This window comes from Chromobacterium sp. Ag138 (assembly GCF_055181315.1).
Map to the genome: position 1 here is coordinate 3,152,661 of NZ_JBUPWA010000001.1, position 26,537 is coordinate 3,179,197.

General features: G+C 67.1%; 28 protein-coding genes. 16 read left to right on the plus strand and 12 right to left on the minus strand.

Going from position 1 to position 26,537, the window contains the following annotated elements:
* Nucleotides 1–2: 2 nt before the first annotated feature.
* The 8 genes from ACY3GB_RS14705 to ACY3GB_RS14740 all read left to right on the plus strand — a co-directional run bounded on the left by ACY3GB_RS14705 (nt 3) and on the right by ACY3GB_RS14740 (nt 8,117).
* Nucleotides 3–911, plus strand: coding sequence for a glutamate/aspartate ABC transporter substrate-binding protein (locus ACY3GB_RS14705; RefSeq protein ID WP_463089396.1), 909 nt, complete (start codon nt 3–5; stop codon nt 909–911).
* A 155-nt stretch (nt 912–1,066) separates the two neighbouring features.
* A complete protein-coding gene (locus ACY3GB_RS14710; protein ID WP_463089397.1) occupies nt 1,067–1,807 on the plus strand; it encodes an amino acid ABC transporter permease in 741 nt (246 codons plus the stop codon).
* Nucleotides 1,807–2,472 carry an amino acid ABC transporter permease gene (locus ACY3GB_RS14715; protein WP_463089398.1) on the plus strand — a complete coding sequence of 222 codons (666 nt, stop codon included), beginning with the start codon at nt 1,807–1,809 and terminating at the stop codon, nt 2,470–2,472. The genes ACY3GB_RS14710 and ACY3GB_RS14715 overlap by 1 nt, the downstream gene beginning before the upstream one ends.
* Before the next feature lie 5 nt (nt 2,473–2,477).
* Nucleotides 2,478–3,212 (plus strand): amino acid ABC transporter ATP-binding protein, encoded by a 735-nt coding sequence (locus ACY3GB_RS14720; protein ID WP_343481923.1) that lies wholly within the window; start codon nt 2,478–2,480, stop codon nt 3,210–3,212.
* A 268-nt stretch (nt 3,213–3,480) separates the two neighbouring features.
* Nucleotides 3,481–4,221, plus strand: coding sequence for a substrate-binding periplasmic protein (locus ACY3GB_RS14725; protein ID WP_463089399.1), 741 nt, complete (start codon nt 3,481–3,483; stop codon nt 4,219–4,221).
* 77 nt (nt 4,222–4,298) lie between these two features.
* On the plus strand, nt 4,299–5,678 hold the full coding sequence (argH, locus tag ACY3GB_RS14730; protein WP_463089400.1) for an argininosuccinate lyase: 1,380 nt from the start codon (nt 4,299–4,301) through the stop codon (nt 5,676–5,678).
* 120 nt (nt 5,679–5,798) lie between these two features.
* Nucleotides 5,799–7,340, plus strand: a complete 1,542-nt coding sequence (locus tag ACY3GB_RS14735; protein ID WP_463089401.1) for an EAL domain-containing protein — start codon at nt 5,799–5,801, stop codon at nt 7,338–7,340.
* Nucleotides 7,341–7,421: 81 nt separating this feature from the next.
* Nucleotides 7,422–8,117, plus strand: coding sequence for an aspartate/glutamate racemase family protein (locus ACY3GB_RS14740; protein ID WP_463089402.1), 696 nt, complete (start codon nt 7,422–7,424; stop codon nt 8,115–8,117).
* Nucleotides 8,118–8,123: 6 nt separating this feature from the next.
* Here the strand turns inward: ACY3GB_RS14740 and ACY3GB_RS14745 are convergent, their stop codons facing one another.
* The gene (locus ACY3GB_RS14745; protein WP_463089403.1) at nt 8,124–9,035 is read right to left on the minus strand and encodes a cupin domain-containing protein; all 912 of its coding nucleotides are present in this window, start codon (nt 9,033–9,035) and stop codon (nt 8,124–8,126) included.
* Nucleotides 9,036–9,140: 105 nt separating this feature from the next.
* Between ACY3GB_RS14745 and ACY3GB_RS14750 the strand changes: the two genes are divergently transcribed.
* Both ACY3GB_RS14750 and ACY3GB_RS14755 read left to right on the plus strand, forming a co-directional pair.
* Nucleotides 9,141–10,151 (plus strand): zinc-dependent alcohol dehydrogenase family protein, encoded by a 1,011-nt coding sequence (locus tag ACY3GB_RS14750; protein ID WP_463089404.1) that lies wholly within the window; start codon nt 9,141–9,143, stop codon nt 10,149–10,151.
* A gap of 141 nt (nt 10,152–10,292) precedes the next feature.
* On the plus strand, nt 10,293–11,060 hold the full coding sequence (locus tag ACY3GB_RS14755) for a DeoR/GlpR family DNA-binding transcription regulator (protein ID WP_463089405.1): 768 nt from the start codon (nt 10,293–10,295) through the stop codon (nt 11,058–11,060).
* A 69-nt stretch (nt 11,061–11,129) separates the two neighbouring features.
* On the opposite strand, the gene ybgF is transcribed toward ACY3GB_RS14755, so the two are convergent.
* The 9 genes from ybgF to ACY3GB_RS14800 all read right to left on the minus strand — a co-directional run bounded on the left by ybgF (nt 11,130) and on the right by ACY3GB_RS14800 (nt 17,825).
* Complete coding sequence (gene ybgF, locus ACY3GB_RS14760; protein WP_046158654.1) at nt 11,130–11,870, minus strand: tol-pal system protein YbgF; 741 nt, start codon at nt 11,868–11,870, stop codon at nt 11,130–11,132.
* A 123-nt stretch (nt 11,871–11,993) separates the two neighbouring features.
* Nucleotides 11,994–12,512, minus strand: coding sequence for an OmpA family protein (locus tag ACY3GB_RS14765; protein ID WP_463089406.1), 519 nt, complete (start codon nt 12,510–12,512; stop codon nt 11,994–11,996).
* 12 nt (nt 12,513–12,524) lie between these two features.
* Entirely contained in the window at nt 12,525–13,811 is a 1,287-nt protein-coding gene (gene tolB / locus ACY3GB_RS14770) for a Tol-Pal system beta propeller repeat protein TolB (RefSeq protein WP_463089407.1), read from the minus strand.
* Nucleotides 13,812–13,839: 28 nt separating this feature from the next.
* A complete protein-coding gene (gene tolA, locus ACY3GB_RS14775) occupies nt 13,840–14,685 on the minus strand; it encodes a cell envelope integrity protein TolA (protein ID WP_463089408.1) in 846 nt (281 codons plus the stop codon).
* The gene (locus ACY3GB_RS14780; protein ID WP_463090945.1) at nt 14,682–15,095 is read right to left on the minus strand and encodes a biopolymer transporter ExbD; all 414 of its coding nucleotides are present in this window, start codon (nt 15,093–15,095) and stop codon (nt 14,682–14,684) included. Before ACY3GB_RS14780 ends, tolA begins: the two co-directional genes overlap by 4 nt.
* A gap of 118 nt (nt 15,096–15,213) precedes the next feature.
* Nucleotides 15,214–15,879: a class I SAM-dependent methyltransferase gene (locus tag ACY3GB_RS14785; RefSeq protein WP_463089409.1), complete on the minus strand. Its 666-nt coding sequence runs from the start codon at nt 15,877–15,879 to the stop codon at nt 15,214–15,216.
* A gap of 60 nt (nt 15,880–15,939) precedes the next feature.
* Nucleotides 15,940–16,119, minus strand: coding sequence for a DUF3460 family protein (locus ACY3GB_RS14790; RefSeq protein ID WP_046155298.1), 180 nt, complete (start codon nt 16,117–16,119; stop codon nt 15,940–15,942).
* A 64-nt stretch (nt 16,120–16,183) separates the two neighbouring features.
* Nucleotides 16,184–16,774, minus strand: coding sequence for a TMEM175 family protein (locus ACY3GB_RS14795; RefSeq protein WP_463089410.1), 591 nt, complete (start codon nt 16,772–16,774; stop codon nt 16,184–16,186).
* Nucleotides 16,775–16,844: 70 nt separating this feature from the next.
* Nucleotides 16,845–17,825: a sensor histidine kinase gene (locus ACY3GB_RS14800; protein WP_463089411.1), complete on the minus strand. Its 981-nt coding sequence runs from the start codon at nt 17,823–17,825 to the stop codon at nt 16,845–16,847.
* Between the two features lie 501 nt (nt 17,826–18,326).
* Between ACY3GB_RS14800 and ACY3GB_RS14805 the strand changes: the two genes are divergently transcribed.
* The 6 genes from ACY3GB_RS14805 to ACY3GB_RS14830 all read left to right on the plus strand — a co-directional run bounded on the left by ACY3GB_RS14805 (nt 18,327) and on the right by ACY3GB_RS14830 (nt 23,849).
* On the plus strand, nt 18,327–19,493 hold the full coding sequence (locus ACY3GB_RS14805) for a Re/Si-specific NAD(P)(+) transhydrogenase subunit alpha (RefSeq protein WP_463089412.1): 1,167 nt from the start codon (nt 18,327–18,329) through the stop codon (nt 19,491–19,493).
* Nucleotides 19,486–19,785: a proton-translocating transhydrogenase family protein gene (locus ACY3GB_RS14810; RefSeq protein ID WP_463089413.1), complete on the plus strand. Its 300-nt coding sequence runs from the start codon at nt 19,486–19,488 to the stop codon at nt 19,783–19,785. The genes ACY3GB_RS14805 and ACY3GB_RS14810 overlap by 8 nt, the downstream gene beginning before the upstream one ends.
* Nucleotides 19,786–19,787: 2 nt before the next feature.
* Entirely contained in the window at nt 19,788–21,161 is a 1,374-nt protein-coding gene (locus ACY3GB_RS14815; protein ID WP_463089414.1) for an NAD(P)(+) transhydrogenase (Re/Si-specific) subunit beta, read from the plus strand.
* A gap of 75 nt (nt 21,162–21,236) precedes the next feature.
* Nucleotides 21,237–21,893, plus strand: a complete 657-nt coding sequence (locus ACY3GB_RS14820) for an META domain-containing protein (protein ID WP_463089415.1) — start codon at nt 21,237–21,239, stop codon at nt 21,891–21,893.
* Nucleotides 21,894–21,948: 55 nt separating this feature from the next.
* Nucleotides 21,949–22,617, plus strand: a complete 669-nt coding sequence (locus ACY3GB_RS14825; protein WP_463089416.1) for an META and DUF4377 domain-containing protein — start codon at nt 21,949–21,951, stop codon at nt 22,615–22,617.
* A 410-nt stretch (nt 22,618–23,027) separates the two neighbouring features.
* Nucleotides 23,028–23,849, plus strand: a complete 822-nt coding sequence (locus ACY3GB_RS14830; RefSeq protein ID WP_463089417.1) for a class I SAM-dependent methyltransferase — start codon at nt 23,028–23,030, stop codon at nt 23,847–23,849.
* A 43-nt stretch (nt 23,850–23,892) separates the two neighbouring features.
* On the opposite strand, the gene ACY3GB_RS14835 is transcribed toward ACY3GB_RS14830, so the two are convergent.
* Complete coding sequence (locus tag ACY3GB_RS14835; RefSeq protein WP_463089418.1) at nt 23,893–24,633, minus strand: glycoside hydrolase family 16 protein; 741 nt, start codon at nt 24,631–24,633, stop codon at nt 23,893–23,895.
* Between the two features lie 99 nt (nt 24,634–24,732).
* Nucleotides 24,733–26,358, minus strand: coding sequence for a methyl-accepting chemotaxis protein (locus ACY3GB_RS14840; protein ID WP_463089419.1), 1,626 nt, complete (start codon nt 26,356–26,358; stop codon nt 24,733–24,735).
* Nucleotides 26,359–26,537: the final 179 nt, after the last annotated feature.

Genomic DNA, 26,537 nt, shown 5'->3' on the forward strand with positions numbered 1-26,537 from the left:
TCATGCGCATTCGCACCTCCGTCGTCGCTGGATGTACGCTGGCCGCCATGGCCACCCTCGCCGCGCTGCCCGCCGGCGCCGCCGAGCTGACCGGCACGCTGAAGAAGATCAAGGATTCCGGCGTGATCGTGCTCGGCAACCGCGACTCTTCCATCCCGTTCTCGTACTACGACAACAACCAGAAGCCGATCGGCTACTCGGTTGACCTCGCCAACAAGGTGGTGGACGAGGTGAAGAAGGAACTGAAGATGCCGAACCTGCAGGTGCGCTACAACCTGGTCACCTCGCAGACCCGCATCCCGCTGGTGCAGAACGGCACCGTCGACCTGGAGTGCGGCTCCACCACCAATAACGCCGAGCGCGGCAAGCAGGTGGCGTTCTCGGTCGGCATCTTCGAGATTGGCACCCGTCTGCTCACCGCCAAGACCTCCGGCGTCAAGGACTTCCCGGATCTGAAGGGCAAGAACGTGGTCACCACCGCCGGCACCACGTCCGAGCGCCTGATCAAGGCGATGAACGCCAGCAAGAACATGGGCATGAACGTGATCTCGGCCAAGGACCACGGCGAATCGTTCCTGATGCTGGAATCCGGCCGCGCCGCCGCCTTCATGATGGACGACGCGCTGTTGTACGGCGAAATGGCCAAGGCCAAGAACCCGGCCAACTGGGTCGTCACCGGCAAGTCGCAGTCCTACGAGATCTACGGCTGCATGCTGCGCAAGGATGATCCGGCGTTCAAGAAGGTGGTGGACACCGCGCTGGAGAAGACCTTCAAGTCCGGCGAAGTGAACAAGATCTACGCCAAGTGGTTCACCAGCCCGGTGCCGCCCAAGGGGCTGAACCTCAACTTCCCGATGTCCGACGAACTGAAGGCGCTGTTGGCCAAGCCGACCGACAAGCCGGCCGAGTGACGCGGACGGGCCGCGCCCGCGGCCCTCGCCCTGAAGTTTGTGACGCGAGCCGCCCGTTTTCGCGGGCGGCGGCTTGATCCTGCGCGGCCGGAATCCGGCCGCAGGGGCATCGATCGCCGCGCCGTCTTCCCGACGCGCGGCTGGGAGTGCTTGCAATGAATTATCACTGGGACTGGGGAGTCTTCTTCAAACCCACCGGTGTCGGCAGCGAGATCTATCTGAGCTGGTTCGCCAGCGGGCTGGGCTGGACGCTGGCGGTGTCGCTCAGCGGCTGGATCATCGCCCTGCTGCTGGGCATCGCGGTCGGCGTGGCGCGCACGCTGCCCAATCGCTGGATCGCCGGCCTGGCGACCGTCTACGTCGAGCTGTTCCGCAATGTGCCGCTCTTGGTGCAGCTGTTCGTCTGGTACTTCCTGGTGCCGGACCTGCTGCCCGAGGGCGCGCAGGACTGGTTCAAGCAGGACCTGTCGCCGACCACCTCGCAGTTCCTGTCGGTGGTGGTGTGCCTGGGCCTGTTCACCGCGGCCCGGGTGGCGGAGCAGGTGCGCACCGGCATCGAGGCGTTGCCGCGCGGCCAGCGCAACGCGGCGATGGCGGTGGGTTTCTCGCTTGGCCAGACTTACCGCCACGTGCTGTTGCCGCAGGCGATGCGCATCATCATCCCGCCGTTGACCAGCGAGTTTCTGAACATCATCAAGAACTCGTCGGTGGCGTCGCTGATCGGCCTGGCCGAGCTGCTGGCGCAGACCAAGCAGACCGCCGAGTTTTCCGCCAACCTGTTCGAGGCCTTCACCCTGGCCACGATCATCTACTTCACGCTCAACATGAGCCTGATGCTGATGATGAACGCGCTGGAGAAGAAGCTCAGGGTGCCCGGCATGATGGGAGGCAAGTGATGGATTTCAGCCAAATCGTTCCGGCGCTGCCGGGCCTCAGCCAGGGCATGCTGCTGACCTTGAAGATGCTGGGCGGCGGGGTGGCCGGCGGCGTGCTGCTCGGCATATTGCTGGCGCTGGCGCGCTTGTCCAGCAACAAGGTCTTGTCGGGCTTCGCCACCGCCTATATCTATTACTTCCGTTCCATTCCGCTGCTGCTGGTGATCTCCTGGTTCTACCTGGCGGTGCCGATGCTGCTGAACTGGATCACCGGCAATCTGGAGCCGGTGGGGGCGTTCACCTCCTGCCTGGTGGCTTTCGTGATGTTCGAGGCGGCCTACTTCGCCGAGATCGTCCGCGCCGGCATCCAGGCGATACCCAAGGGCCAGGCCGGCGCCGCCTACGCGCTGGGCATGCGCTACCACCAGGTGATGGGGCTGATCGTGCTGCCGCAGGCGCTGCGCAAGATGCTGCCGCTGCTCTTGCAGCAGTCCATCATCCTGTTCCAGGACACCTCTCTGGTATACGCTGTCGGCTTGATGGATTTCCTCAACACCGCCCGCTCCAAGGGCGACATCGTCGGCCTGCCGCACGAATTCCTGATATTCGCCGGCATGGTCTACTTCCTGATCAGTTTCGGCGCCTCCCGCCTGGTGAAGCGCCTGCAACAAAGGTTGGCTGTATGACTGCAATGATTTCGCTGAACAAGGTCAGCAAATGGTATGGCGCCTTCCAGGTGCTGACCGACTGCACCACCCAGGTCGCCAAGGGCGAGGTGGTGGTGGTGTGCGGGCCGTCCGGCTCCGGCAAGTCCACCCTGATCAAGTGCGTGAACGCGCTGGAGCCGTTCCAGCAGGGCGAGATCGTCGTCGACGGCATCTCGGTCGGCGATCCGAAAACCGATCTGCCCAAGCTGCGTAGCCGCGTCGGCATGGTGTTCCAGCACTTCGAGCTGTTCCCGCACCTGACCATCACCGAGAACCTGGCCATCGCCCAGGTCAAGGTGCTGGGCCGCAGCCGGGACGAGGCGATGGCCAAGGGCCTGAAGCTGCTGGACCGCGTCGGTCTCAGGGCGCACGCCGACAAGCATCCCGGCCAGCTGTCCGGCGGCCAGCAGCAGCGGGTGGCCATCGCCCGCGCGCTGGCGATGGACCCAATCGCGATGCTGTTCGACGAGCCGACCAGCGCGCTGGACCCGGAAATGATCAACGAGGTGCTGGACGTGATGACCGAGCTGGCGCACGAGGGCATGACCATGATGTGCGTGACCCACGAGATGGGCTTCGCCCGCCGCGTGGCCGACCGGGTGATCTTCATGGACCAGGGCAGCATCGTCGAGGACTGCGCCAAGGACGAGTTCTTCGGCGACCTGGACGCCCGCAGCGAGCGCGCGCGCCAGTTCCTGTCCAAGATCCTGCAGCACTGAGCCGCGGCGAGCTTCGATTGGCGAGGCCCGGCATGCCGGGCCTTTTTCGCGTCCGGATCATACCTATGTTGCCCGAGTGGTATTTTTCGCAAGCCGCCGCCGGCTGGCGCGGCGGCGGCGGTTCCCGCTTTCCGATCAAGGGCTTGTCGCCGCCGGCCTTGCCGGCTGGATGGCGTTTTCGCAACAGCGGCGGGGAGCTCGGTCGACAAATGCGCAGCGCATGTCGCTAAGGGGATAGCATTGCTGAAAACATCTCCAAGCAAATGCCGTGAAGAAACTGATCGTCCTGCTGTTGTTTTGTCTGGCGTTCGAGCCGGCGCTGGCGGATGCGCGCGAGCTGGTGCTGGCCTACAACGTGTTCGAGCCGTGGAAAAAACTGGATGCGCGCGGGGAGCCGGCCGGACCGTACACCGAGATCGTGCGCGAGCTGGCGCGGCGGCTGCGCCTGCCGCTGCGCTTCCTGCATTGCCCGCTGTCTCGTTGCCTGGCGGCGATGCAGCAGGGACGTGCCGACCTGATGATAGGCGTGCGGCCCACGCCGGAGCGCGTGCGTTATCTGGATTTCCTGATGCCGCCTTTCGCCAGCAGCAATCATCTGGTGTTTTACCAGCGCAGCGGCGACGCGCGCGCGCTGGCCCGCTACGACGATCTGCTGCCGCTGACGGTGGGCGTGGCGGAGGGCGTCAGCTACGAGGCGGGTTTCGACCGCGACGCCCGCATCCGCCGCGACGCCAGCCCCGGCATGGAGTCCGGCTTCCGCAAGCTGGCCGCCGGCCGCGTCGACGCCTTGATCGTCAATGCGAGCCAGGGCGCGGCGCTAGCCGCGCGGCCCGAGTTCGCCGGACGGGTGAAGCGGGCGGCGCTGACGCTGGATGACCGCCATCCCAACCGGCTGGCGCTGGCGCGGCGCTCGCCGCTCCATCCGCGCAAGACGGACCTCGAACAGGCCTTGCGCGGCATGGTGGCCGACGGCACGGTCGCCCGCATCCTGGCGGCTGCCGGACGGTAGGACAAATCCGCACTGGCCGTGGACGGTTGCGGCTGGCATAGTAGGGTTTTCGCACCCTCACCGCAGGACGCTACGCCATGCAAGACCAACACGCCTGGTCCGGCCGTTTTTCCGAGCCGGTTTCCGAACTCGTCAAGCACTACACCGCCTCCATCGGTTTCGATTACCGGCTGGCCGAGGTGGACATCGAAGGCTCGCTGGCCCACGCCGCGATGCTGAACCGATCGGGCGTGCTGTCCGACGCCGACCTGGAGTCGATCCGACGAGGCATGGCGGACATCCGCGACGAGATCCGCGCCGGCAAGCTTGAGTGGAGCGTGGACCTCGAAGACGTGCACATGAACATCGAGCGCCGGCTGACCGACCGCATCGGCGACGCCGGCAAGCGGCTGCACACCGGCCGCAGCCGCAACGACCAGGTGGCCACCGACATCCGGCTGTGGCTGCGCGGCGAGATCGACGCCACCGTCCACCTGTTCGGCGAACTGCAACGCAGCCTGCTGGACCTGGCCGAGCAGCACGCCGACACCGTGATGCCCGGCTTCACCCACCTGCAGGTGGCGCAGCCGGTCACCTTCGGCCACCACCTGCTGGCCTATGTGGAGATGCTGGCGCGCGACGCCGAGCGGATGCAGGACTGTCGCAAGCGCGTGAACCGGCTGCCCTTGGGCGCGGCGGCGCTGGCCGGCACCACTTACCCGATAGACCGCCATTACACCGCCCAGCTGCTGGGCTTCGACGACGTCTGCCACAACTCGCTGGACGCGGTGTCCGACCGCGACTTCGCCATCGAATTCACCGCGGCGGCCTCGCTGGCGATGATCCACCTGTCGCGGCTGTCGGAAGAGCTGATCCTGTGGATGAGCCCGCGCGTCGGCTTCATCGACATCGCCGACCGCTTCTGCACCGGTTCGTCCATCATGCCGCAGAAGAAGAACCCGGACGTGCCGGAGCTGGTGCGCGGCAAATCCGGCCGCGTCGTCGGCCACCTGATCGCGCTGATCACGTTGATGAAGGCCCAGCCCTTGGCCTACAACAAGGATAATCAGGAGGATAAGGAACCGCTGTTCGACACGGTGGACACGCTGCAGACCACGCTGCGCATCTACGCCGACATGATGCGCGGCGTGACGGTGAAGCCGGAGGCGATGCGCGCGGCGGTGCTGCAGGGCTACGCCACCGCCACCGACCTGGCCGATTATCTGGTTAAAAAAGGCCTGCCTTTCCGCGACAGCCACGAGGTGGTGGCGCTGGCGGTGCGCCATGCCGAAGGATTGGGCGTGGACCTCGCCGACCTGCCGCTTGCCAAGCTGCGCGAGTTCTCGGCGCTGATCGAGGACGACGTGTTCGGCGTGCTGACGCCGGAGGGCAGCCTGGCGCAGCGCGACCATGTCGGCGGCACCGCGCCGGCCCAGGTGAAGGCGCAGATCGCCCGCCACCGCGGCCGTCTGAGCTGAGCTTCCCGGCTCGCGCGTGAACCCTCCTGCGGGAGGGTTTATTTTTTGGTTTAAAATAATACTATTATTTAAAATCAATTATCAGTTCCGCATAGCCGGAACTGCACGCGCGGAGAGTCGATGAATCCCCTGCAGCCACGCCGTCGCCATCGCCTGTCCCATTTGATGTTCGCCCTGCTGGTGGCGGCGCTGCCGTTTGCGGCCACCGTGCCCGCGCTGCTGTGGCAGGAGCGGCAGGACCTGCAGGCTTCCGTGCGGCAGCAGGTGGAGCAGGGGCTGCAGCTGGTGGAAGGCATCCTCGACCAGGCCGACGAGGCCGCGCGCAACCTGCTGCCACTGGCTGGCGGATCATGCGACCAGGCCGTTTATTCCATGCGCCGCCAGGTGGCGGTCGCGCCTTTCGTGCGCAGCACCGTGCTGCTGGACGGCGATAACGTCTATTGCTCGTCGCTGAGCGGCAACACCCGCTGGGCGATGCCGGTCAGCGGCTTCGTGCACGGCAGGATGCAGCTGTTGTCCGGCAACGCGGTGACGCCCGACGTGCCCTTGCTGTACTACCGGCTCAATCGCGGCGGCGACGCGGCGGTGGCGACGGTGGACGGACGCTATCTGCAACTGGCCTTGCAGGACGTCAGCGACCGCATCCTGGTGTTTCTGCAGGTGGGCAATCACTGGCTGGGGCCGCGCCGCTACGGCGAGGGGATGATGCCTGGGCGCGGGCAGGTGGAGGAAGTCCGCCACTCCAGCCGCTATCCGTTCATGGTGCGCTCAAGCTATGACGTGCCGGCCTGGCACTGGCAGCTGTGGTCGCATCATGCGCCGCTGACGGTGGTGCTGTTGCTGCTGGGCCTGTTGGCCGGCTTCACGCTGTACTGGCTGCTGGGGCGGCCGGCTTCCTTCACCGGCGAGCTGCGGCGGGCGCTGGCCAACGACGAGTTCGAAGGCTATCTGCAGCCCATCGTGAAGCCCGGCCTGCCGGACTGGCGCGGCGCCGAGGTGCTGATGCGCTGGCGGCATCCGCGCGAGGGGCTGATCCGGCCCGACCTGTTCATCCCGCGCGCCGAAGAGAGCGGGCTGATCGTCGAGATGACGCGGCGGATGATGGAAGCTGTGCTGGCCAAGCTGGCCAAGCTGCCGCTGGCGCCGGACTTCCACCTGGGCGTCAACATCAGCCGCGCCCATCTGCAGGAAGGCGGCCTGTACGGCGATTGCCGGCGCTGGGCGGGCCTGCTGGCCGAAAACGGCGCGGTGCTGACGCTGGAGCTGACCGAGCGCGAGATGGTGGAGATCACGCCCGAGGTGGAGGCGCTGTTCCGCCGCCTGGACGCGCTGGGCGTCCGGGTGGCGTTGGATGATTTCGGCACCGGACACTCCAGCCTGGTCTATTTGCAGCAGCTGACGGTGGGAGGCTTGAAGATCGATCAGAGCTTCGTCGCTGGCATCGGCAGCGACGGCCTGTCCGGCCACATCGTCGACAGCGTGGCCGAACTGGCGGCCAAGCTGGGCCTGGCGACGGTGGCCGAAGGCGTGGAGACCGCCGAGCAGTTCGACTACCTCAGCCGGCTGGGCGTCAACTGGCTGCAAGGCTTTTACATCGCCCGGCCGATGCCGCTGGACGAGTTTGTCCGCCGCGTCCGCCAGGGCGGCACTTGGCAGCGCTGAGCGGCGTTGCGGCGACACTGCCAAATGGATAGCCTGGCCGGGTCCGAGCCGGCTGTCGGCGCGCTTTCCCTCGCAAAAGCCATGAATGCTAAAACCATAGGCATCGCCGGCGTCACCGTGCCCGGCGCCGTAGACTGTCTGTCCAAGATCCACCGCCTGTGCGCGGACCGCTTTTCCCATCACCACCATCCGCGCTTCGCGCTGGACCAGCCGGATTTCGGCGTGGTGCACCAAGCCCAGGACGACGACCGCTGGGACTTGGTCGCCGATTCCATCGTCGGCTCGCTCGAACGGCTGGCGAGCGCCGGCGCCGAACTGGCGGTGATACCGGCCAATACCGTGCACCTGGTGGTGGACGACATCCGCGCGCGTTCGCCCATCCCGCTGATCAGCATCCTCGACGTGGTGGCCGACGCCTGCGCGGCGCGCGGCCTGAAACGGGTGGCGATACTCGGCACCCGCTGGACCATGGCGCGCCGGCTGTACCAGGCGCCGCTGGCCGCGCGCGGCATCGAGGAGGTGATTCCCGACGAAGCGCAGCAGGCGGTGATCCAGCGCGCCATCTTCGAAGAGCTGGTGCCCGCCGGCCGCGCGAGCGCAGCCACGCTGGCGGCGCTGCTGGAGGTCGTGGCGGCGATGCGGGCGCGGGGCTGCGACGGCGTGGCGCTTGCCTGCACCGAGCTGCCGCTGGTGCTGAACGACGCCAATTGCGGCGTGCCGGCGATCGACACCACGCTGGCCCTGGCCGAGGCGGCGGCGGCCAAGGCCTGCGCCTAGCGCCGCTTAGCTCGCGCTTGCCGCGCGACGGTATTCGCCCGGCGGCAGGCCGGTCAGCCGCTTGAACGCGCGCTGGAAGGCGGCGTCGCTGTCGTAGCCGACGCGCGCCGCCACTTCCGCCAGCGGAAGCCGGCTTTCCCGCAGCAGCGTCCGGGCGCGCTGAATGCGCCAGCCGGTCAGATGATTCAGCGGCGTATCTCCCACTCGGGCGTGGAAATGGCGGGCGAAGGCCGAGCGCGACATGCCGGCGCGCGCGGCCATGCTCTCCAGCGTCCACGGCGCGGCCAGGTCGGCGTGGACGGCCTGCAATAGCGGCGACAGCCGGCGGTCGGCCAGCGCCCCCAGCCAGCCGTCGCCTTGGCCGGACAGGCAGTGGATGCGCAGCGCCTCGATCAGCAACACGTCCACCAGTTTCTGCACCACTAGCCGCGAACCCAGCGCCGGCGCGGCGTTCTCGCGCGCGATCATCTCCAGCGCCGCCCGCAGCAGCCGCGCGCGTTCCTCGTCCAGCTTCAGGTGCAGGACCGGCGGCAGCAGGTCCATCAAGGGTGCGCCGGCGGCGGCGTCGAACACGAAGCGGCCGGAAACGATGCCGGTCTCCTCGCCGTCGCCACCGAAGCGGATCACGCCGTCGCGGCGGCCGGCGAACACCGTCTCGCATGGCGGCGTCTCCCGGCCCGCCTCGTCCATCAGGCGGAAGCGTTGGCCGCCGCTGACGATGAACAGGTCGCCGGCCGCCAGCGGCAGCGGCTGCGGCAGGCCCGCGCCGTTCAGCAGGCAGCGGCCGTGGGCGACGATGCCGAAGCGCGCCGATACTTGGTGGGCAAAGTCGATGCCCCATGGCGCGCGCGCTTCCAGCCGCGCGTACAGCGCGCTCTCCACCCGCATCGCGGCGAAGATGTCTTCCAGCAGGTCCATGATTGAATCCGGTACGAAAGGTGAAAAAACGGGCACGGCCAATCATTCATCATCCCGACGCGACGCTGCAAGATGTCCTGGTGATTTTTATCCAAGGACATCCCGATGCAAAGCTACCGTTTTTCCCGTTTCGGCTCGCTGGACCACCTGGCGCGCCATGACGAGCCGATGCCAACGCCCGGCCGCGGCGAAGTACTGGTGCGGGTGCGCGCCAGTTCGTTGAACTACCGCGACCTGGCGCTGCTGAGCGGGCAGTATCCGATGAGCTGGCGCGACGGCCTGGTCCCCTTGTCCGACGGCGCCGGCGAGATCGTCGCGCTGGGCGAGGGCTGCAATCGCTTCCAACTGGGCGACCGGGTGTGCAATATCTTCTTTCCGCAATGGTTCGGCGGACCGTTTCCCATCGAGCAGGGCGCGCGCCAATACGGCAGCAATCTGGATGGCTGGCTGTGCGAGTACAAGGTGTTAAACGAAGAGGCGCTGGTTCGCGTGCCTGACTATCTGAACTGGGCCGAAGCAGCGACGCTGCCGTGCGCGGCGGTGACCGCTTGGACTGCGCTGACCGGCCCGCAGCCGGTCAAGGCCGGCGACACGGTGTTGGTGCAGGGATCGGGCGGCGTGTCGCTGTTCGCCTTGCAGCTGGCCAAGGCGATGGGCGCGCGAGTGATCGCCACCACTTCCGGCGCGGACAAGGCGGCCAGGCTGAAGGCACTGGGCGCGGACGACGCGATCGATTACCTCGCCGAGCCTGAGTGGGGCGCGCGGGCGCGCGAGCTGAACGGCGGCCTGGGCGTTGATCGCATCGTCGAGGTGGGCGGCAAGGGCACGCTGGCGCAGTCGTTGGCGGCGGTGGCGCCGGGCGGCGAGATCGCGGTGATCGGCTTCCTGGCCGACGGCGCGGCGGAGCTGGACTTCATGCGCTACTTCCTCAGCGGCGCCACGCTGCGGCGCATCGCGGTCGGCCACCGCGAGGGCATGGAGGCGATGCTGCGCGCGATGGAGCGGCAGGCCTTGCGACCGGTGGTGGACCGGGTATTCCCGTTCGGCGACGCGCGCGCGGCCTGGGAGCATTTCCTCGCCCGCCGCCATTTCGGCAAGGTGGTGATCACGCATTGAGCCTGGTTGGCCGCCGTTGTGGCGGCCAGACGCCGCCGGCTTCGCGAACAGGCAGAAAGCCCGGGATATTTGCGGTTCGCATTTGCTATCGGGGGGAAAAATATGTTACTAAAGTAACGTGATTTTCGATTCCGAATAGTTATGAGCCGCTCTCCACGACACGACAAAATCCTGCAGCTGGTTCGCGAAAATGGCTTCATGCCCATCGAAGAGCTGGCCCGCCTGCTTGATGTCACACCGCAGACGATACGGCGCGACATCAACCAGCTGTGCGAGGCCAATCTGCTTCGCCGCTACCATGGCGGCGCCGCGCTCGGGAACAGCGTGGAGAACGAGGACTATTTTGCTCGCAAAGGAAAGTTCCAGAGCGAAAAGGCCCATATCGCCGACATGATCGCGCGCAGCATCCCGGACCACGCCTCGCTGTTCATGAGCATAGGCACCACCATCGAAGCGGTGGCGCAGGCGCTGACGGCCACCCACAAGGGGCTGCGCGTTATCACCAACAACATCCACGTCGCCTCGATCATGTCCACCAACCCGGACTTCACCGCGATGATTACCTCCGGCACAGTGCGCGCGTCGGACGGCGGCATCACCGGCGTGGCGACGCTGGATTTCATCAACCAGTTCAAGGTGGACTACGCGATCATCGGCGTGTCGGGCATCGAGACCGACGGCTCGCTGCTGGATTTCGACTACCGCGAGGTGCGCGTCGCCCAGGCGATGATGAACAACGCCCGCCATCGCTATCTGGCCGCCGACCACAGCAAGTTCGGCCGCAACGCGCTGGTGCGCATGGGCCACATCAGCGAGTTCCACACCGTGTTCACCGACGCCGCGCCGCCGGAGCCGGTGGCCAAGCTGTTGGAAGAGCACAACGTCAGGCTGGTGTTGTCCGAGGCCTGACCGCCATGCAAAAAGGGCGCCGCGCGGCGCCCTTTTCCTTTGCCGGCGCGGCCGCGCCGGATGTTTGCCTTACATCCTGGCCAGCGCCTGCTTGGCCTTCTGCGCGGCATCGGTCTTCGGGTACAGCTTGATCAGGCGGCGGTAGGTGTTCTTCGCCTGATCCACCTGGCCCAGATCGCGCTGGCAATTGCCGATATTGCGCAAGGCGTCCGGCGCGAAATGGTTGTTCGGGTATTGCTCGACGAAGCGGCGGTGGATGTCGATGGCCGCGTCGTACTGCCGCAGCGCGGTATGGGCGACGCCCAGCCAGTAGTTGGCCTCGGCGGCCTGCGGCGCCTGCGGGTTCTGCTGGATGAACAGCGACAGCGCATTGATGGCGTTGGGAAAGTCGCGCGCGCGCAGCAGATTCAGCGCCTTGTCGTAGTCGGGGCTGGCCTGGCTGTCGCCGGCGGCGGCTTGCTGGGCGGCGGGCTGCGAGGCGTCGCGCTTGCCGGGCGCGCCTTCCAGGTGCGACAGGCGGCCGTCCAGGTCGTTGTACAGATCGTTCTGGCGCTTCTGGGTGGTTTGCAGATTGTAGTTCAGCACTTCGACGTCGCCGCGCAGCTTGGCGACCTCGGCCTTCAGGGCGTCGACCTGGCTGACCATCTCCAGCAGCTTCTCGTTGGACAGCTTGCTTTCCACCGCGCTGATGCGGGTGGACGCCTGCTGGTTCACCTGCGCCAGCTGGCGGCGGGTCTCCTCCAGGTCGCTGGTGCTGGCGCAGCCGTTCAGGATCAACAGCAGGGCGCTACTGATGGCGATGCGTTTCATGGGCGTTCCGATGGATGAAGATTGCCGGACATCATAGCGGTTCGGCCGCCGTTTGGCAGCCGCCCGCGGATATCCGGCAGGGCGAGGACGGCGGGCGGTCGGGAAGCCGCCCGCGCCAGGCGCTTACTGGCCCTGGTAGACGATGTCGGCGCGGCGGTTTTCCGCGTAGTCGGCGTCGCTGTGGCCGGTGGCCTTGGGCTTTTCCTTGCCGAAGCTGACGGCTTCCAGCTGGCTTTCCTTGACGCCCAGCACTTCCATCGCGTGCTTGACGCTCTCGGCGCGGCGCTGGCCAAGGGCCAGGTTGTATTCGCGGCTGCCGCGGGCGTCGGTGTTGCCCTGGATGATCACCTTCTTGTCGTGGCCCTTCAGGTAATCGGAGTGGTTGGCGACGGTGTTCTTGCCTTCGCCGTCGACGGAGGACGAGTCGAAGCCGAAGTACACGCTGCGCTTGGCCAGCGGGCTGTTCGGATCATTCAGCGGATCGACTGCGACCTGGCTTTGTTCGCTGCCCGAGCTCACCGGGGCCTGGGTGGTCGGCGTCTGGGCGGCGGGCGCGGCCGGGGTTTCGGCCGGCTTGGTGCTGGCGCAGGCGGCGAGCAGGGTGGCGACGGCGGTGGCGAGTGCGAGTTGCTTCAGGTTCATTGTTGGCTCCCATCAAGGATTATTGAACGGACCCCATGCCGGGTCCTGAACATCACCGTTGAGCACGGCCAGTTTCACCTTGCTGCTGCCGTCGGCGGTGGCCGCGTACAGCACGCTCTGCCCGCCGGCGTCGCTGGAATACAGCACCATGCGGCCATTGGGCGCGAAGCTGGGGCGCTCACTGTAACTACCGTCTGACAACTGCCGGCTGTCATTAGTTGCCAGATCTTGCGACATCACACGGAAATTGCCGGCGGAACGGCGAATATAGACCAGGGTCTTGCCGTCCGGCGACAATTTGGGCGAAACATTGTAACTGCCCTCCCAGGTGATGCGCTGCGCGTCGCCGCCGTTCACCGGCACCCGGTAGATCTGCGGGTTGCCGCTGCGGTCGGAGACGAAGTACACCATGGAGCCGTCCGGGCTGAAGGCCGGCTCGGTGTCGATGCCGCCGTTGTACATCAGACGGCGCGCGGAGCCGCCGGCGGCGTTGACGATGTAGATCTGCGAGTTGCCGCTGGTGGTCAGCACCACCGCCAGTTTGCTGCCGTCCGGGCTCCAGGCCGGGGCGGAGTTGCTCCCCTTGAAGTTGGCCACCGCGCGGCGCTGGCCGGTGGCCAGGTCCTGCACCCATACCACCGGTTTCTGGCTGGCGAAGGAGACATAGGCGATGTAGCGGCCGTCCGGGCTCCAGCTGGGCGAGATGATGGGCTCGGTGGAGCGCAGGATGGTCTGGCTGCGCTGGCCGTCGACGTCGGAAATCTGCAGCGCGAAGTTGCGGCCGGATTTGAGCACGTAGGCCAGGCGGGTGTTGAAGAAGCCCTTCTGGCCGGTGATCGCCTCGTAGATCATGTCGGCGATCGCGTGCGCCACCTGGCGGCTGCGGTCCGGCGTCACGGTGAATTCGCCGCCGGTCAGCTGCTTGCGCTGCGACGCGTCCATTAGCCGGAAGCTGATCTTGATCTGGCCGCCGCCGGCGCTCTCCACCTTGCCGATGGCCAGCGACTGCGCGCCGGCGGCCTGCCACAGCGGATAGCGGATGTCGGCCGGCTCGAACGGCACGTTGGCGACGGCCGACGGGTCGATCAGGCGGAAGGCGCCGGACAGCGCCAGGTCGTTGCGGATCACCGGCGTCAGGTTGCCCTGGGTCGGGCCCTCGTCCTTGAACGGCAGCACGGAGATGGCGTGGCGGCTGGCGCCGCCGCCTACGATTTCGATGTTCAGTTCGGCGTGGGCGCTGCCGGCGGCCAGCATCGCCGCCACCAGCATGCCCCGCAGCAGGGCTTTCAAACTCGGCATGGCTTCCTCAGGGCTTGGTCCCGCCCGCTCAGCGCGGACGGAAGGTCAGGGTAAACGTGCGGTAGCCGTCGTTGAAGTTGGCTCCCGCCGGCAGTTTGGGGAAGGTCCTGGCCTCCCACACCGCGCGTTGCACGGCATCATCATAGGCCGGAACGCCGCTGCTTTTCACCAACTGCACCGCGCGCACCTCCAGCGTCGGCAGCAGCGTGACGCGGACCACCGCCGCCGGATTGCCGGCGATGCCCGGCGGAACCTGCACCAGCGGCGTCACCTTGGCCTTGACCAGGTCTATCCAGCCGGCGTTGACGCCGGAGCCGTTCACCGCCCCGCCGGCCACGCCGTGCTTGCTGCCGGCCTGGTCGCTGCGGGCGTTGGGCTTGCCGCTGGTGCGCGCGCTGTCCAGGCTGGAGAGCAGGTCGTCGGCCTCGTTGTTGTATGCCTTGGCGGTCTTGTGGCCGGGTTTGGCCGCCGGCTTGGCCTTCTCGGGCGGTTTCTTCTCCGGCTCGGCCGGTTTGGGCTCGTGCTTGGGTTTTTTCGGCTCCGGCTCGGCCGCCGGCTTGGGTTCCGGTTTCGGCGTTTCGTGCTTGGGCTTGGGCGCGTCCTTCTTGCCCAGATTGACCTCGGCCGGCGGCGCTTCGACCACCGGTTTGGGTTCCGGCGCCGGTTGCGGCGCGGGGGCGGGCGCGACCGGGGCGGTCACCGCCGGCGGAGGCGGCGGCGCGGTGGTCCACAGCTCCAGCGCCAGCGGCGCCGGGCTGGGCGGCGGCGTGGTCTGCAGGCCGCCCCACAGCAACAGGCCGATCACGCCGGCGTGGAACAGCGCCGAGGCGATGAAGGTCCAGGGACGCGGCGAGGCGGACGATTGCGGCTTCATTGCTTGCTGATTTGCTTGACGGTCAGCGCCACGCGTTTGATGCCGGCCTGGTGCAGGCGGTCGGCGATCTTCACCACTTCGGCGTACTTGAGGTTGGCGTCGGCGGAGATGGCCACCGGGCGCTGTCCGACGCCCGCCAGCGCCTGCAGCTGGCTGGCCAGGTCGTCCAGCGAGTCGACGCGGGTTTTCTGCTCGCCGTCCACCAGTTCGATCTTGCCGGCGGCGTCCACGGTGACTTCCAGCGGCCGGACGTCGATGGCGGGAGCTTCGGAGACGCTGGGCACGTCGATCACGCCCGGCGTGAACATCGGGGCGGTGACCATGAAAATCACCAGCAGCACCAGCATCACGTCGATATAGGGCACGACGTTCATCTGGTTCATCTGGCGGCGGGGGCGGCGGTTCAGCATGACGGTGACGGGATTAAGCTCGGTCAACAAACGGCCATCATAGCACCGGCGAGGGGGCCGGCGCTGTGGCCAAAACGTTACAGACCATCCGGCGATGGCGAAAGTTCATGCGCGCCGGCTAGCGGCGGGTGCACAGCGTCAGGCCGTCGCCTATCGGCAGCACGCACATGTGGACGCGCGGGTCGGCCTTCAGGCTGGCGTTGAACGCATGCACCAGGTGCACGCCGGGCGGGTCTTCCGGCTTGGGCTCCACCACGCGGCCGGACAGGAAGATGTTGTCGATGGCGATCACGCCGCCGGGGCGCACCAGCTCGAGGCAGGCTTCGTAGTAGTCGCGGTAGGACGGCTTGTCGGCGTCGATGAAGGCGAGATCGAAGCGGCCGGCCTGGCCGTCGTCCAGCAGTTCGCGCAAGGTGCTCAGCGCCGGCTGCAGCCGCAGGTCGATGCGGTCGGCGACGCCGGCCTTGGCCCAGTACTCGCGGGCGATGGCGGTGAAGGTTTCGCTGACGTCGCAGGCGATCACCTGGCCGTCTTCCGGCATCGCCAGCGCCACGGTCAGCGCGCTGTAGCCGGTGAACACGCCGATTTCCAGGTAGCGGCGCGCGCCGATCAGCCGCGCCAGCCAGCCCATGAACTGGCCCTGGTCCGGCGAGATCTGCATCTTGGCCAGCCGGTGGCCGGCGGTGAATTCGCGCAGTTCGCGCTGCACCGGGTGCTCGGCGACGGCGATGTCGAACAGGTAATCGGAGAGGGCGCTGCTGAGCGCCACCGTGTGGCGGGTCATGTTCGGGCTTCCAAAATGACGAAACGCCCGCGAGGGGCGTCGGATGCGGACCGGCCGGGCTTATTCCGGCTGGTAGACGTAGGCTTTTTGCGGCACGCTGGACTCCTTCCAGCGGCGCTGGTCGTCCAGATTGAGCTCGCGGTCCCACAGCGTCAGGCGCAGTTCGCGGCGCTCGCTGTCCACTTCCGGGTTCTTGTCCAGGAAGCCGTTGATGAACTGGGTGAATTCGGACTGGTACATCGTACCCTCCATGGTGGCTGATCCGACAATTTTAATCGATTCGCGGCCCCGCCGCCACGCCGGCTCAGTCGGTACCGCCTTCGCCGTACAGCATGCACTCGATGCGCCGGTCGGGGACCAGCCACATCAGCGCCACCGCCAGGTACAGCGCGCCGGCCAGCCAGGTCTGGTACCAGGCGAGGCCGATCGCCAGCAGGTAGCACAAGGGCGAGATCTTGCCCTTGATGTCGCCGCCCAGCGCCTCGGACAGCCGGGTGCGGTTGCCGGGCAGGCACAGCAGCGCCTGCTGCATGATCCACCAGGCGATCGCGCACATCAGCAGCACCGCGCCGTACAGCGCCACCGGCAGCGGCGCGTAGTGGTTCTCGCCCATCCAGCCGGTGACGAAGGGGATCAGCGACATCCAGAATAGCAGGTGCAGATTGGCCCACAGCACCCGGCCGTCGACGCGGCGGGCGGCGTGGTAGAAGTGGTGGTGGTTGTTCCAGTAGATGCCGACGTAGACGAAGCTGAGCAGGTAGCTGAGGAACACCGGCAGCAGCGGCGCCAGCGCTTGCCAGTCGGTGCCGTGCGGCACCTTCAACTCCAGCACCATGATGGTGATGATGATGGCGATCACGCCGTCGCTGAACGCCTCCAGGCGGTTTTTTTCCATGCGGGTCTCGTGTGGATGGTCCTGACTGGAATGTAGAGCGGCGCGGCGGCTTCGGCAAAGCGCGGCGGCGTCAGCCGGGCCTGGCGGCGCGGCAGGGCAGGCGGACGCGGGCATGGTAGCGGTCGCCGCGCCGCTCGGCGGCGAGCGAAGCCTCGGCGTCGTACAGCAGCGCCAGCCGCTCGCGCAGGTTTTCCAGCGCGATACCGTTGCCGGCGGTCGGCGCGGCGTCGGCCGGCAGCGGATTGTCCAGCGCCAGCTCCAGCAGGCCGCCGGCGACGCGGGCGGAGATGACGATCGCCACCTCGCCGGCCACGCGCTCGGCGCCGTGGCAGACGGCGTTCTCGACCAGCGGCTGCAGCAGCAGCGGCGGCAGCTCGACGTCCGGCGGCGCGTCGACGCGCCAGCTGACCGTCAGCCGCGGCCCCAGCCGTTCGGACTCTATCGCCAGGTACATCTTGGCCAGCTCGATCTCGCGCGCCAGCGTGGACAGCGCATCCGGCGCGGCCATCTGGGCGCGGAACAGCTCGGCCAGGTTTTCCAGCACCGCTTCCGCCCGCTGCGGCCGCGAGCGGATCAGCGCGATGGCGGCGTTCAGGCTGTTGAACAGGAAATGGGGGCGGATGCGCGCCTGCAGCGCCGTCAGCCGCGCCTCGGCCAGCGCCGGCGACAGCGCGCGCTGGCGCAGCGCCAGATAGTGCAGCAGCAGCGGCGCCGCCGCCATCGCCAGCGCCGCGGCGGTCCAGGTTCGCGGCCAGTCGCCCTGCAGCCGCCATTGGCACAAGGCGAAACTGGCGCCGACGATCAGCGCCGTCCAGGCGGCGCCGCGCCGCCGCCGCGACAGCCAGGGGGCGGCCAGCGCCAGCAGCGCCAGCGACAGCAGGCTGCCCGGGATCAGCGCCAGCGCCGCTTGCAGCCAGCGCCACAGCGGCTGCTCGGCGGTCAGCGCCAGCAGGCCGTCGGCGCACAGCAGCAGCGCCGGCAGTTGTAGGATGCGCAGCATCACGCCGGGTTGGCGGAAATCCGGCAGCGGCGTCGGAGTCGGGCGGGACATGGCGGGTCTCCGGGGGCGATGCTGCGATGATAGCGCCCGGCGATGGAAACCGCCGCCGTATATGAAAAGCGAAGGCCGCCAGCCGGCGCTGCGCTCCGGCGCCGCGGGGCGGCTCGGCGAGCCGGGTCTGATCTGGCGCAAACTTGCCCGCGAACGGCGGTTTTCCCGGCTTTACAAACCGGGCGCGCCGGCGCTAGTGTCAGCTCTCAAGAATATCAGATAAATCTAATTTGCATCGCTGCCTGACCGCAGGCGATGGACCCGCTTGTCGAATGGGCGGCGCATGGTTCCGAAGCCAGGATTTGTTGCGCTGCGCAATGATTTTGACATGTCCGATTTCCCGGTTGAATCAAGCCTGTCAGACGATATACGGTAGCCAATATATGCCTTGCATAACGCAGCGCAGCATGCATTTAATGATTTCCAAACGATCGTTCCCGACCGCCGCGCACGACCGTTCCCGTTTCTGAGTTCACCATCTACTTGCAGGAGATATCCGGTATGAATATCGTCATTCCAGCCGAACGGCTGGCCGGCGAGCATCGTGTGGCGGCGACGCCGGACACGGTGAAGAAGCTGGTCGGCGCCGGCCACGCTGTCGTCGTGGAACAGGGGGCCGGCCTGGCGGCCGCGCTGCCCGACGCCGCCTTTGTGGCCGCCGGGGCGACCATCGCCGAGCGGCGGCAGGAGATGCTGGCCGCGGCCGACATCGTGCTGGCGGTGCGCATGCTCGAGGCCGCCGACGTGGCCGCGCTGAAGCCCGGCGCGGTGCTGGTCGGCATGCTGGCGCCGTACCAGAATCCGCTGCTGCCGCAACTGGCGGCGCAGCGGGTGTCGGCCTTCGCGCTGGAGCTGTTGCCGCGCACCACCCGCGCCCAGAGCATGGACGTGCTGTCCAGCCAGAACAACATCGCCGGCTACAAGGCGGTGCTGCTGGCCGGCCAGTTCTACCCCCGCTTCATGCCGATGCTGATGACCGCCGCCGGCACGGTGAAGGCGGCCAAGACGCTGGTGCTGGGCGTCGGCGTCGCCGGCCTGCAGGCCATCGCCACCGCCAAGCGGCTGGGCGCGGTGGTGGAGGCCTACGACGTGCGCCCCGCCACCCGCGAGCAGGTGGAGTCGCTGGGCGCCAAGTTCGTCGAGGTGCCGATGACCGACGAGGAGAAAGCGGCCAGCGGTGGCGTCTACGCCCGCGAGATGTCGGCCGAATTCCTGGCGCGGCAGAACGAGTTGCTGGCCAAGCGCGCCGCCGCCGCCGATATCGTCATCTCCACCGCGCTGATCCCCGGCAAGCCGGCGCCGCGCCTGCTGTCCGCCGACGCGGTGGCGGCGATGAAGCCGGGCTCGGTGATCGTCGACCTGGCCGCCGAGGCCGGCGGCAACTGCGAGCTGACCCGTCCCGGCGAGGCCTGGCTGACCGACAACGGCGTGCGGGTGGTGGGCCTGACCAATCTGCCCGCGATGCTGGCGGCCGACGCCTCCAGCCTGTACGCGCGCAACCTGCATACCTTCCTCGGCCTGCTGCTGGGAGACGGCGGCCTGACGCTGGATCTCGACGACGAGCTGGTCGCCGCCACGCTGGTCACGCATCAGGGCGAGCAGCGCTTCGGCGCCGTCGCCCGTCCGGCCGAGGCCGCCAACCACGACAAGGAGCCGCACCATGGCTGATCCCTTCATCACCAGCTTCACCATCTTCGTGCTGGCGGTGTTCGTCGGCTACCACGTGGTGTGGAACGTCACCCCGGCGCTGCACACGCCGCTGATGGCGGTCACCAACGCCATCTCCGGCATCATCGTCGTCGGCGCCATGCTGCAGGCGGTGGATATCAACGGCCAGCAGATCACCGTCACCTCGGTGCTGGGCGCCGTCGCCATCTTCCTCGCCAGCATCAATATTTTCGGCGGTTTCCTGGTCACCCAGCGCATGCTGGACATGTTCAAGAAGAAAAACAGGGGATGACGATGCAGAATGTTTCGGCTGTTCTTTACCTGCTCGCCGCGGTGCTGTTCATCCTGGCGCTGAAGGGGCTGTCCAGCCCGGCTTCGGCGCGGCGCGGCAATCTGTACGGCATTGTCGGCATGGCGATCGCAGTGCTGACCACGCTGCTCATCATCGACAAGCCGGTGCTGGCGCTGATCGCCGGCGCCATCGCCGCCGGCGCGGTCGTCGGCGCCTGGAAGGCGCGCACGGTGGAAATGACCGGCATGCCGGAGCTGGTGGCGGCGATGCACTCGCTGGTGGGCCTGTCCGCGGTGCTGATCGCGGTGGCGGCCATCTTCCACGGCGGCGTCGAGCACACGCCGGTGCAGAAGGTGGAGCTGTTCATCGGCGCCTTCATCGGCGCCATCACCTTCACCGCCTCGGTGATCGCCTACGGCAAGCTGTCCGGCCGCTTCGGCGCCAAGGCGATCAGCTTCGCAGGCCAGCATCCGCTCAATCTGCTGCTGGCGCTGGCCATGGTCGGCTTCGGCGCGGCCTATTTCTTCACCGACAGCCAGGCCGCTTTCCTCGCCATGGTGGCGGTGGCGCTGGCCCTGGGGGTGACGCTGATCATCCCGATCGGCGGCGCCGATATGCCGGTGGTGGTGTCGATGCTGAACAGCTACTCGGGCTGGGCGGCGGCCGGCATCGGCTTCACGCTGAACAACCCGGTGCTGATCATCGCCGGCGCCTGCGTCGGCTCGTCCGGCGCCATCCTGTCCTACATCATGTGCAAGGCGATGAACCGTTCCATCGTCAGCGTGCTGCTGGGCGGCTTCGGCGCCGAGGCCGTCGCCGGTCCGGCCGGCGATGCGGGGCCGGCCAAGGCCTACAAGGCCGGCAGCGCCGAGGATGCCGCCTTCCTGATGGCCAACGCCGACCAGGTGGTGATCGTGCCCGGCTACGGCCTGGCGGTGTCGCGCGCGCAGCACGCCTTGCAGGAATTCGCCGAATTGCTGCACGAGCAGGGCGTCGGCGTGCGCTACGCGATCCACCCGGTGGCCGGCCGGATGCCGGGCCACATGAACGTGCTGCTGGCCGAGGCCGAGGTGCCGTACGAGCAGGTGTTGGAGATGGAGGAGATCAACGCCGATTTCTCCACCACCGACGTGGTGCTGGTGATCGGCGCCAACGACGTGGTCAACCCGGCCGCGCAGAAGGACAAGCAGAGCCCGATCTACGGCATGCCCATCCTGGAGGCGCACAAGGCGCGCAACGTCATCGTGGTCAAGCGTTCCATGAACGCGGGATACGCCGGACTGGACAACGAGCTGTTTTACATGGATAAAACCATGATGGTGTTCGGCGATGCCAAGAAAGTGGTGGAAGACCTGCTCAAGAACGCTGTGCACTGAGCGCTTGTCCGCCGTCCCGAACGCCCGCCTTTGGCGGGCGTTTTGCCGTCCGCAGTCATGGAAAAGGAAACCCGCATGCCTTCCCTCGGCGCCCTGTTGATCAGCGGCAGCATGATGCTGCCGACTCAAGCCCTGCCCGATCTGCAACACACCGAATGGCGGCTCCAGTCGCCGGCGCAACCGGCGCCGCTGCCTACCCTGAGCATCTCCGACAGCCGCATCAGCGGCTTCGCCGGCTGCAACCGCTTCATGCTGGGCATAGACGAAGACGGCCGCCACCAGGTTTCCACCACCCGCATGGCGTGCGCGCCGGAGGCGATGGCGCGCGAGCAGTCCTTGCTGACGTTGCTGGGCGCGCCGTTCCGCCTGCTGCCGTCCGCCGACGGCCGCTACCTGACGCTGGCGGCCGGCAAGACGGTCTACCGTTTCGAGAAAGCGGACGCCGTCCAGGCGGCGGCTCCGGTTGCGCCGCAGGCGGCGTGGCGGCCGCGGGCGGGCGAGCAATACTGGTACGCGACGCGCGGCGACTGTCCGGCCGGCGCTTGCCTGCGCTTGCGCGGCAGCGAGGGCGAACCGTGGCGCGACTACCACGGCGAGATCGCCGGCTTCACGCCAGAAGCCGGCCGCAGCTATTACCTGAAGCTGCAAGGCGAGCCGGAGCGCGGCGGCGGCACCGCGCTGCAATTGGTGAAGGTGATCTACCAGGAGACGGTGACGCCGGTAGTCGATTGAAGGAACCTGTTCGTTCCGCAAGCGTCATAGTCTGTTTCTTGTTCAGGATATCGCGATGTCTTACCGACTGACCCTGCTGGCGCTCGGCGCCGCCTTGCTGGCGGGCTGCGCCAGCCCCACCGCTCCGGTTCGCCAGGGCCCCGCGCCGACGATGGAGCAACTGCAAGGCGAGTGGAAGCAGACCGGCGCCGGCGACAAGGGCATCCTGCTGCGCGTCGACCAGCAGCGGCTGTTCGCCAAGGCCGGCTGCAACGGCATGTTCGGCCCGGCCGCGATCGAAGGCGGCAAGCTGCGCGCCGAGCGCCTGGCCTCGACGCTGATGATGTGTCCGCCGGACGCGATGCAGCGCGACGCCAAGCTGTCGCGCCAGCTGGAGGCCGGCATGGACGTCAGCCTGGACGGCGAGCGTCTGAAGCTGTCCGACGGCAAGGACGCGCTGACCTTCGAGCGCCAGCCGCAGGGCGAGATCAAGTTCATCTACGTCGCCGCCGAGCGCAAACCCTGCACCGGCGTGGCGCCGATGCAATGCCTGCAGGTGCGCATGGATAAGTCCAAGCCCTGGGAGCTGCACTACGGCGAGATCGAGGGCTTCCAGCCCGAGCCTGGCGTCGCCTACCGGCTGCGGATCAAGGAAGTGAAGGTGGACAATCCGCCGGCCGACGCGTCTTCCATCCGCTGGATTCTGGATCTGGTGGTCGAGCAGGAAGTGGTGAAGAAGCCTTGAGGGACGGCTTCCGTGTCGCATGGCACGTGATGGATCCGCTGCGCGGATGATGGTTTGAGTGCCGGTTCCGTCCGGCGGACGGACAAGGGGGCTGCGCGGCCAGCCCCCTTGCAACCCCAGGCCGCCCCTGCCGCCCGCGAAACCCCGAGAAAAATGCGCCAGGCAAGGAGCCGCCGAAACTAGCCGCGCGCTACCGTCGCGCGGCGTCGAACAGATCGGCGGCTTAAAACCTTGCCCGCCGCATTTTCCCCGGCGCGCGCAGAAGGGGGAGATGGGGCACGTCGCATACGTGTTTTCATCGTCTGAGAATACACAGCCACGACATGGCCGTGGTTAAAGCGTCTGTCTGTAAAACGGGCTATGACAGCCGCTCTGCTACAATCGCGGCATTGAAATTGCAGGAGGCCGCCATGAGCCTGATTCCCGAAATCAAACCCCAGCAATCGCTGGAATTGCTCAAAGAGCTGCACATCCTCACCCGCGACGGCAAGATCAACCAGGACACCCGTCGCAAGCTGAAGCAGGTTTACCATCTTTACCAGTTCATCGAGCCGCTGATGGCCGACGTGCTGGACAAGAAAGGCGCGATGACGCTGGCCGACCACGGCGCCGGCAAGTCCTACCTCGGTTTCATCCTGTACGACCTGTTCCTGAAGGATAAGGCCGCCGGCCATGTCTACGGCGTGGAGACGCGGCAGGAGCTGGTGGACAAGTCGCGCGAGCTGGCCGACCGCCTGGGCTTCGATCGCATGGGCTTTCTCAACCTGACGGTGGAGCAGTCGATCACCTCGACCGAGCTGCCGGAACAGGTGGACGTCATCACCGCGCTGCACGCCTGCAACACCGCCACCGACGACGCCATCCGCTTCGCGCTGGCCAAGAACGCCCAGTACATCGTGCTGGTGCCGTGCTGCCAGGCCGAGGTGGCGTCGGTGCTGCGGCAGAAGAAGAACGAGACTTTCGGCAAGACGCCGCTGTCCGAGCTGTGGCGCCATCCCATCCACACCCGCGAGTTCGGCAGCCAGCTGACCAATGTGCTGCGCTGCCTGCAGCTGGAGGCGCGCGGCTACCAGCTGACCGTGACCGAGCTGGTCGGTTGGGAGCACTCGATGAAGAACGAGCTGATCATCGCCAAGAAGACCGGCAAGGGCAAGAACAGCGCCCGCGAGCGCCAGCTGGCCATCCTGGACGAGCTGAACTTGATGGACCTGCGCGAACGCTTCGCCTACTGAGGGCGCGGCGGCGGGACCTTCGTTCCGCCGCCCGTCTTGCCTCCTAGCGCGCAGCCGCCGGAACGAACTTGAACTCCTGGATCACCACCTCCACCTCCTTGTCGTCCGCCGGCGGCTTGCCCTGGAACAGCCACAGGTTCAGATGCACCGGCAGCGGCTGCTGCGGCACGCGCTGCGCGGCGTCGGCCGGGGCGAAGCGCCAGTGGGCGATCGGATAGCGGTCGCCGTCCTGGAAGCCGTGCAGCGACTGGTAGTCGACCGCGGCCGCGCTCCAGTCGAAGCGGTGGGTGCTGTAATCGCCGTTGAGGGCGAAATCGAAGCTGTACGAGGTCGACTGCAGGCCGGCCTGAGCGGGATAGACGGTGTAATTGCCCATCGGGTTGCTTGGGCTGCCCCAGCGCGAGAATTCGATGTCGATCTCGTTGCTGCCGTCGGGCCCGACATCCGGTGTCGGGTAGTTGAACAGGCCCAGCACGATGTTGGGGTCGAACCGGTCCGGGCGGCCGATCAGCTTGAACTGGTAGCGGCCGAAGCCCAGCCGTTGCGGCAGGTAGAGCTCGGCGGCGGTCCATTGGCCGCCGCGCTTGGCGATTTTCAGATGCAGCCGGCCCTGGGCGTCCAGCCAGACGTTGTTCTCGTCCCAGACATTGGGGCCTGGGCCGCTGCTGCCCTGGCTGCGGACTTCCCAGTCGTAGCCGGAGAAGCGGAGAGTCTTGGCGGCGGCGGGCTGGGCGAAGGCCAGCGCGGCCGATAGCGCACAGCCGAGCGCGAACGCGGTTTTCATGGCAGCGGTTCCTGTGGGTGAAAACCGCCATGTTGCCACGGGCCGCGCCTGGCGCGCGGCCCTCCCGTTCGTCTGGACAGTCCGGTTGTGGACTTTTCTCTACAAGCGGAAGCGCGCGGTGACGTTCTGCAGATTGTGGGACAGCGCGTTCAGCTCGCTGGAGGTGGTGGCCAGCTCCTCCACGGTGGCGCTGTTGGATTCGGCCATCTGCGACACCTGCTCCATGCTCTGCGCCAGGCTGAGGCTGGCGGTGCGCTGCTCGCTCAAGGCGCTGGTGATGTTGCCTATGGTGCCGACGATGTCGCGGGTGCTGCCCTCGATCTCCCCCATCGATTCGCTGGCCTCGCGGGCGCTGCCGGAGACGGCGTCCACGCTGGACAGGCTCTGGTCCATGCTGCCCACCACTTTTTCCACGCCCTGCTGGATCGCGCTGATCATCTGGGTGATTTCCTGCGCCGAGCTGGCGGTGCGCTCGGCCAGCTTCCTCACCTCGTCGGCGACCACGGCGAAGCCGCGGCCCATCTCGCCGGCGCGCGCCGCCTCGATCGCCGCGTTCAGCGCCAACAGGTTGGTCTGGTCGGCCACGTCGCGGATCACGGTGACGATGTTGCCGATGCGCTCCCTCGCCGGCCAGGAGCGCATCTCTTCCGAGGTGGCGGCCACCGCGGTGCTGACCGACTGGATCTTGCCGACCGAGGCCTGCACCGCGTGGCCGCCGCGGCCGGCCAGCTCGCCGGCGTCGCGCGCCTGGCGCGAGGCCTGGTCGGAGTTGTCGGCGACATGGTTGATGCTGACGGTCAGCTGTTCGATGGTGGCCGCGGCTTCGGAGGTGGCCTCGGACTGCCGCTGCGCGCTGGTGGCCACCTGCTGCGCCATGCTGGACAGCTGGTGCGCGGAATCGGACACCTGGTTGGCGTTGTCCTGGATGCTGGACACCACTTCGCGCAGCCCCTGGCGCATGTTCTGGACGTTGCGGGCGATCTCCATCGCCTCGTCGCGCGAGACCGGTAACGCCTCGTCGGGGCCGGACAGGTCGCCTTGCTGGATATTGCGTACCAGCGCCACCGACTTTCTCAGCGGCGTGGTCACCAGATTGGAGATGAACAGCGCCACCGCCACCGACAGCAGCAGCGCCGCGGCGGCCGACCCCAGCAGAATGCTGATGGTTTGCTTGTACGCGCTCTTGCTGTCCGCCACCGCCTGCTGCACCTTGTCGTTCTGATAGGCGGTCAGCTCGGTCAGCGTTTTCATGAAGCCTTCGTTGGCGGGCACGAAATGCTGCTTGAGGAAGGCCTGCGCCTCGGCGTCCTTGTTCGCGCGCACCAGCGCGTACAAGGGCGCGTACTGGGCGAATAGCGTTTCCCGCGCCTGCAGCGCGCGGGTCATGATTTCGCGGCCTTTGGAGGAGGTCGTGGCCTGATCCAGCGACTTCAGGTAATCGGTGTTCTGCGCGCGCAGCGCCTCGATCTTGGAAATAATGGCTTCGATTTCCTGAGGGTTGCTGGCCATGATGGCGTCGCGCACCTTGCGCGCCACGTCATAGCTGACCAGCACGATCTTGTTCGCCAGCTCGGCCTTGGGATAGCGGTTCTCGGTGATTTCCTGGATCTGGTCTTCTATGGTGTTGAGCTTGGATATCGAGGCCAGCACGATGGCGACTAGGATGACGATCAGCAGGCCGTAGCCGGCCAGGAGCTTCTGTTTGACGGAGAGCTGGGACAGCATCGGATTCTCCCGGTAAAGGCGCTGCGCCGGGCGGATTCGATGTCCCGATGGTTCAACCGCTTGCCTACGCGCTGCATGAATGAAAAATAGCCGCTGCGGCGCGGCTAGGCAAAACTCATTCTTGTTTGGCCGGCCAACAGGCTGGCCGCAGCGGGCGGCGGCTTTCTCTTCCCGTTGCC

Excerpts from the sequence above, each read along its gene's own strand:
- ACY3GB_RS14705 (WP_463089396.1), top strand. The coding sequence starts at position 3 with ATGCGCATTCGCACCTCCGTCGTCGCTGGATGTACGCTGGCCGCCATG.
- ACY3GB_RS14710 (WP_463089397.1), top strand. The coding sequence starts at position 1,067 with ATGAATTATCACTGGGACTGGGGAGTCTTCTTCAAACCCACCGGTGTC.
- ACY3GB_RS14715 (WP_463089398.1), top strand. The coding sequence starts at position 1,807 with ATGGATTTCAGCCAAATCGTTCCGGCGCTGCCGGGCCTCAGCCAGGGC.
- ACY3GB_RS14720 (WP_343481923.1), top strand. The coding sequence starts at position 2,478 with ATGATTTCGCTGAACAAGGTCAGCAAATGGTATGGCGCCTTCCAGGTG.
- argH (WP_463089400.1), top strand. The coding sequence starts at position 4,299 with ATGCAAGACCAACACGCCTGGTCCGGCCGTTTTTCCGAGCCGGTTTCC.
- ACY3GB_RS14735 (WP_463089401.1), top strand. The coding sequence starts at position 5,799 with ATGAATCCCCTGCAGCCACGCCGTCGCCATCGCCTGTCCCATTTGATG.
- ACY3GB_RS14740 (WP_463089402.1), top strand. The coding sequence starts at position 7,422 with ATGAATGCTAAAACCATAGGCATCGCCGGCGTCACCGTGCCCGGCGCC.
- ACY3GB_RS14745 (WP_463089403.1), bottom strand. The coding sequence starts at position 9,035 with ATGGACCTGCTGGAAGACATCTTCGCCGCGATGCGGGTGGAGAGCGCG.
- ACY3GB_RS14750 (WP_463089404.1), top strand. The coding sequence starts at position 9,141 with ATGCAAAGCTACCGTTTTTCCCGTTTCGGCTCGCTGGACCACCTGGCG.
- ACY3GB_RS14755 (WP_463089405.1), top strand. The coding sequence starts at position 10,293 with ATGAGCCGCTCTCCACGACACGACAAAATCCTGCAGCTGGTTCGCGAA.
- ybgF (WP_046158654.1), bottom strand. The coding sequence starts at position 11,870 with ATGAAACGCATCGCCATCAGTAGCGCCCTGCTGTTGATCCTGAACGGC.
- ACY3GB_RS14765 (WP_463089406.1), bottom strand. The coding sequence starts at position 12,512 with ATGAACCTGAAGCAACTCGCACTCGCCACCGCCGTCGCCACCCTGCTC.
- tolB (WP_463089407.1), bottom strand. The coding sequence starts at position 13,811 with ATGCCGAGTTTGAAAGCCCTGCTGCGGGGCATGCTGGTGGCGGCGATG.
- tolA (WP_463089408.1), bottom strand. The coding sequence starts at position 14,685 with ATGAAGCCGCAATCGTCCGCCTCGCCGCGTCCCTGGACCTTCATCGCC.
- ACY3GB_RS14780 (WP_463090945.1), bottom strand. The coding sequence starts at position 15,095 with ATGCTGAACCGCCGCCCCCGCCGCCAGATGAACCAGATGAACGTCGTG.
- ACY3GB_RS14785 (WP_463089409.1), bottom strand. The coding sequence starts at position 15,879 with ATGACCCGCCACACGGTGGCGCTCAGCAGCGCCCTCTCCGATTACCTG.
- ACY3GB_RS14790 (WP_046155298.1), bottom strand. The coding sequence starts at position 16,119 with ATGTACCAGTCCGAATTCACCCAGTTCATCAACGGCTTCCTGGACAAG.
- ACY3GB_RS14795 (WP_463089410.1), bottom strand. The coding sequence starts at position 16,774 with ATGGAAAAAAACCGCCTGGAGGCGTTCAGCGACGGCGTGATCGCCATC.
- ACY3GB_RS14800 (WP_463089411.1), bottom strand. The coding sequence starts at position 17,825 with ATGTCCCGCCCGACTCCGACGCCGCTGCCGGATTTCCGCCAACCCGGC.
- ACY3GB_RS14805 (WP_463089412.1), top strand. The coding sequence starts at position 18,327 with ATGAATATCGTCATTCCAGCCGAACGGCTGGCCGGCGAGCATCGTGTG.
- ACY3GB_RS14810 (WP_463089413.1), top strand. The coding sequence starts at position 19,486 with ATGGCTGATCCCTTCATCACCAGCTTCACCATCTTCGTGCTGGCGGTG.
- ACY3GB_RS14815 (WP_463089414.1), top strand. The coding sequence starts at position 19,788 with ATGCAGAATGTTTCGGCTGTTCTTTACCTGCTCGCCGCGGTGCTGTTC.
- ACY3GB_RS14820 (WP_463089415.1), top strand. The coding sequence starts at position 21,237 with ATGCCTTCCCTCGGCGCCCTGTTGATCAGCGGCAGCATGATGCTGCCG.
- ACY3GB_RS14825 (WP_463089416.1), top strand. The coding sequence starts at position 21,949 with ATGTCTTACCGACTGACCCTGCTGGCGCTCGGCGCCGCCTTGCTGGCG.
- ACY3GB_RS14830 (WP_463089417.1), top strand. The coding sequence starts at position 23,028 with ATGAGCCTGATTCCCGAAATCAAACCCCAGCAATCGCTGGAATTGCTC.
- ACY3GB_RS14835 (WP_463089418.1), bottom strand. The coding sequence starts at position 24,633 with ATGAAAACCGCGTTCGCGCTCGGCTGTGCGCTATCGGCCGCGCTGGCC.
- ACY3GB_RS14840 (WP_463089419.1), bottom strand. The coding sequence starts at position 26,358 with ATGCTGTCCCAGCTCTCCGTCAAACAGAAGCTCCTGGCCGGCTACGGC.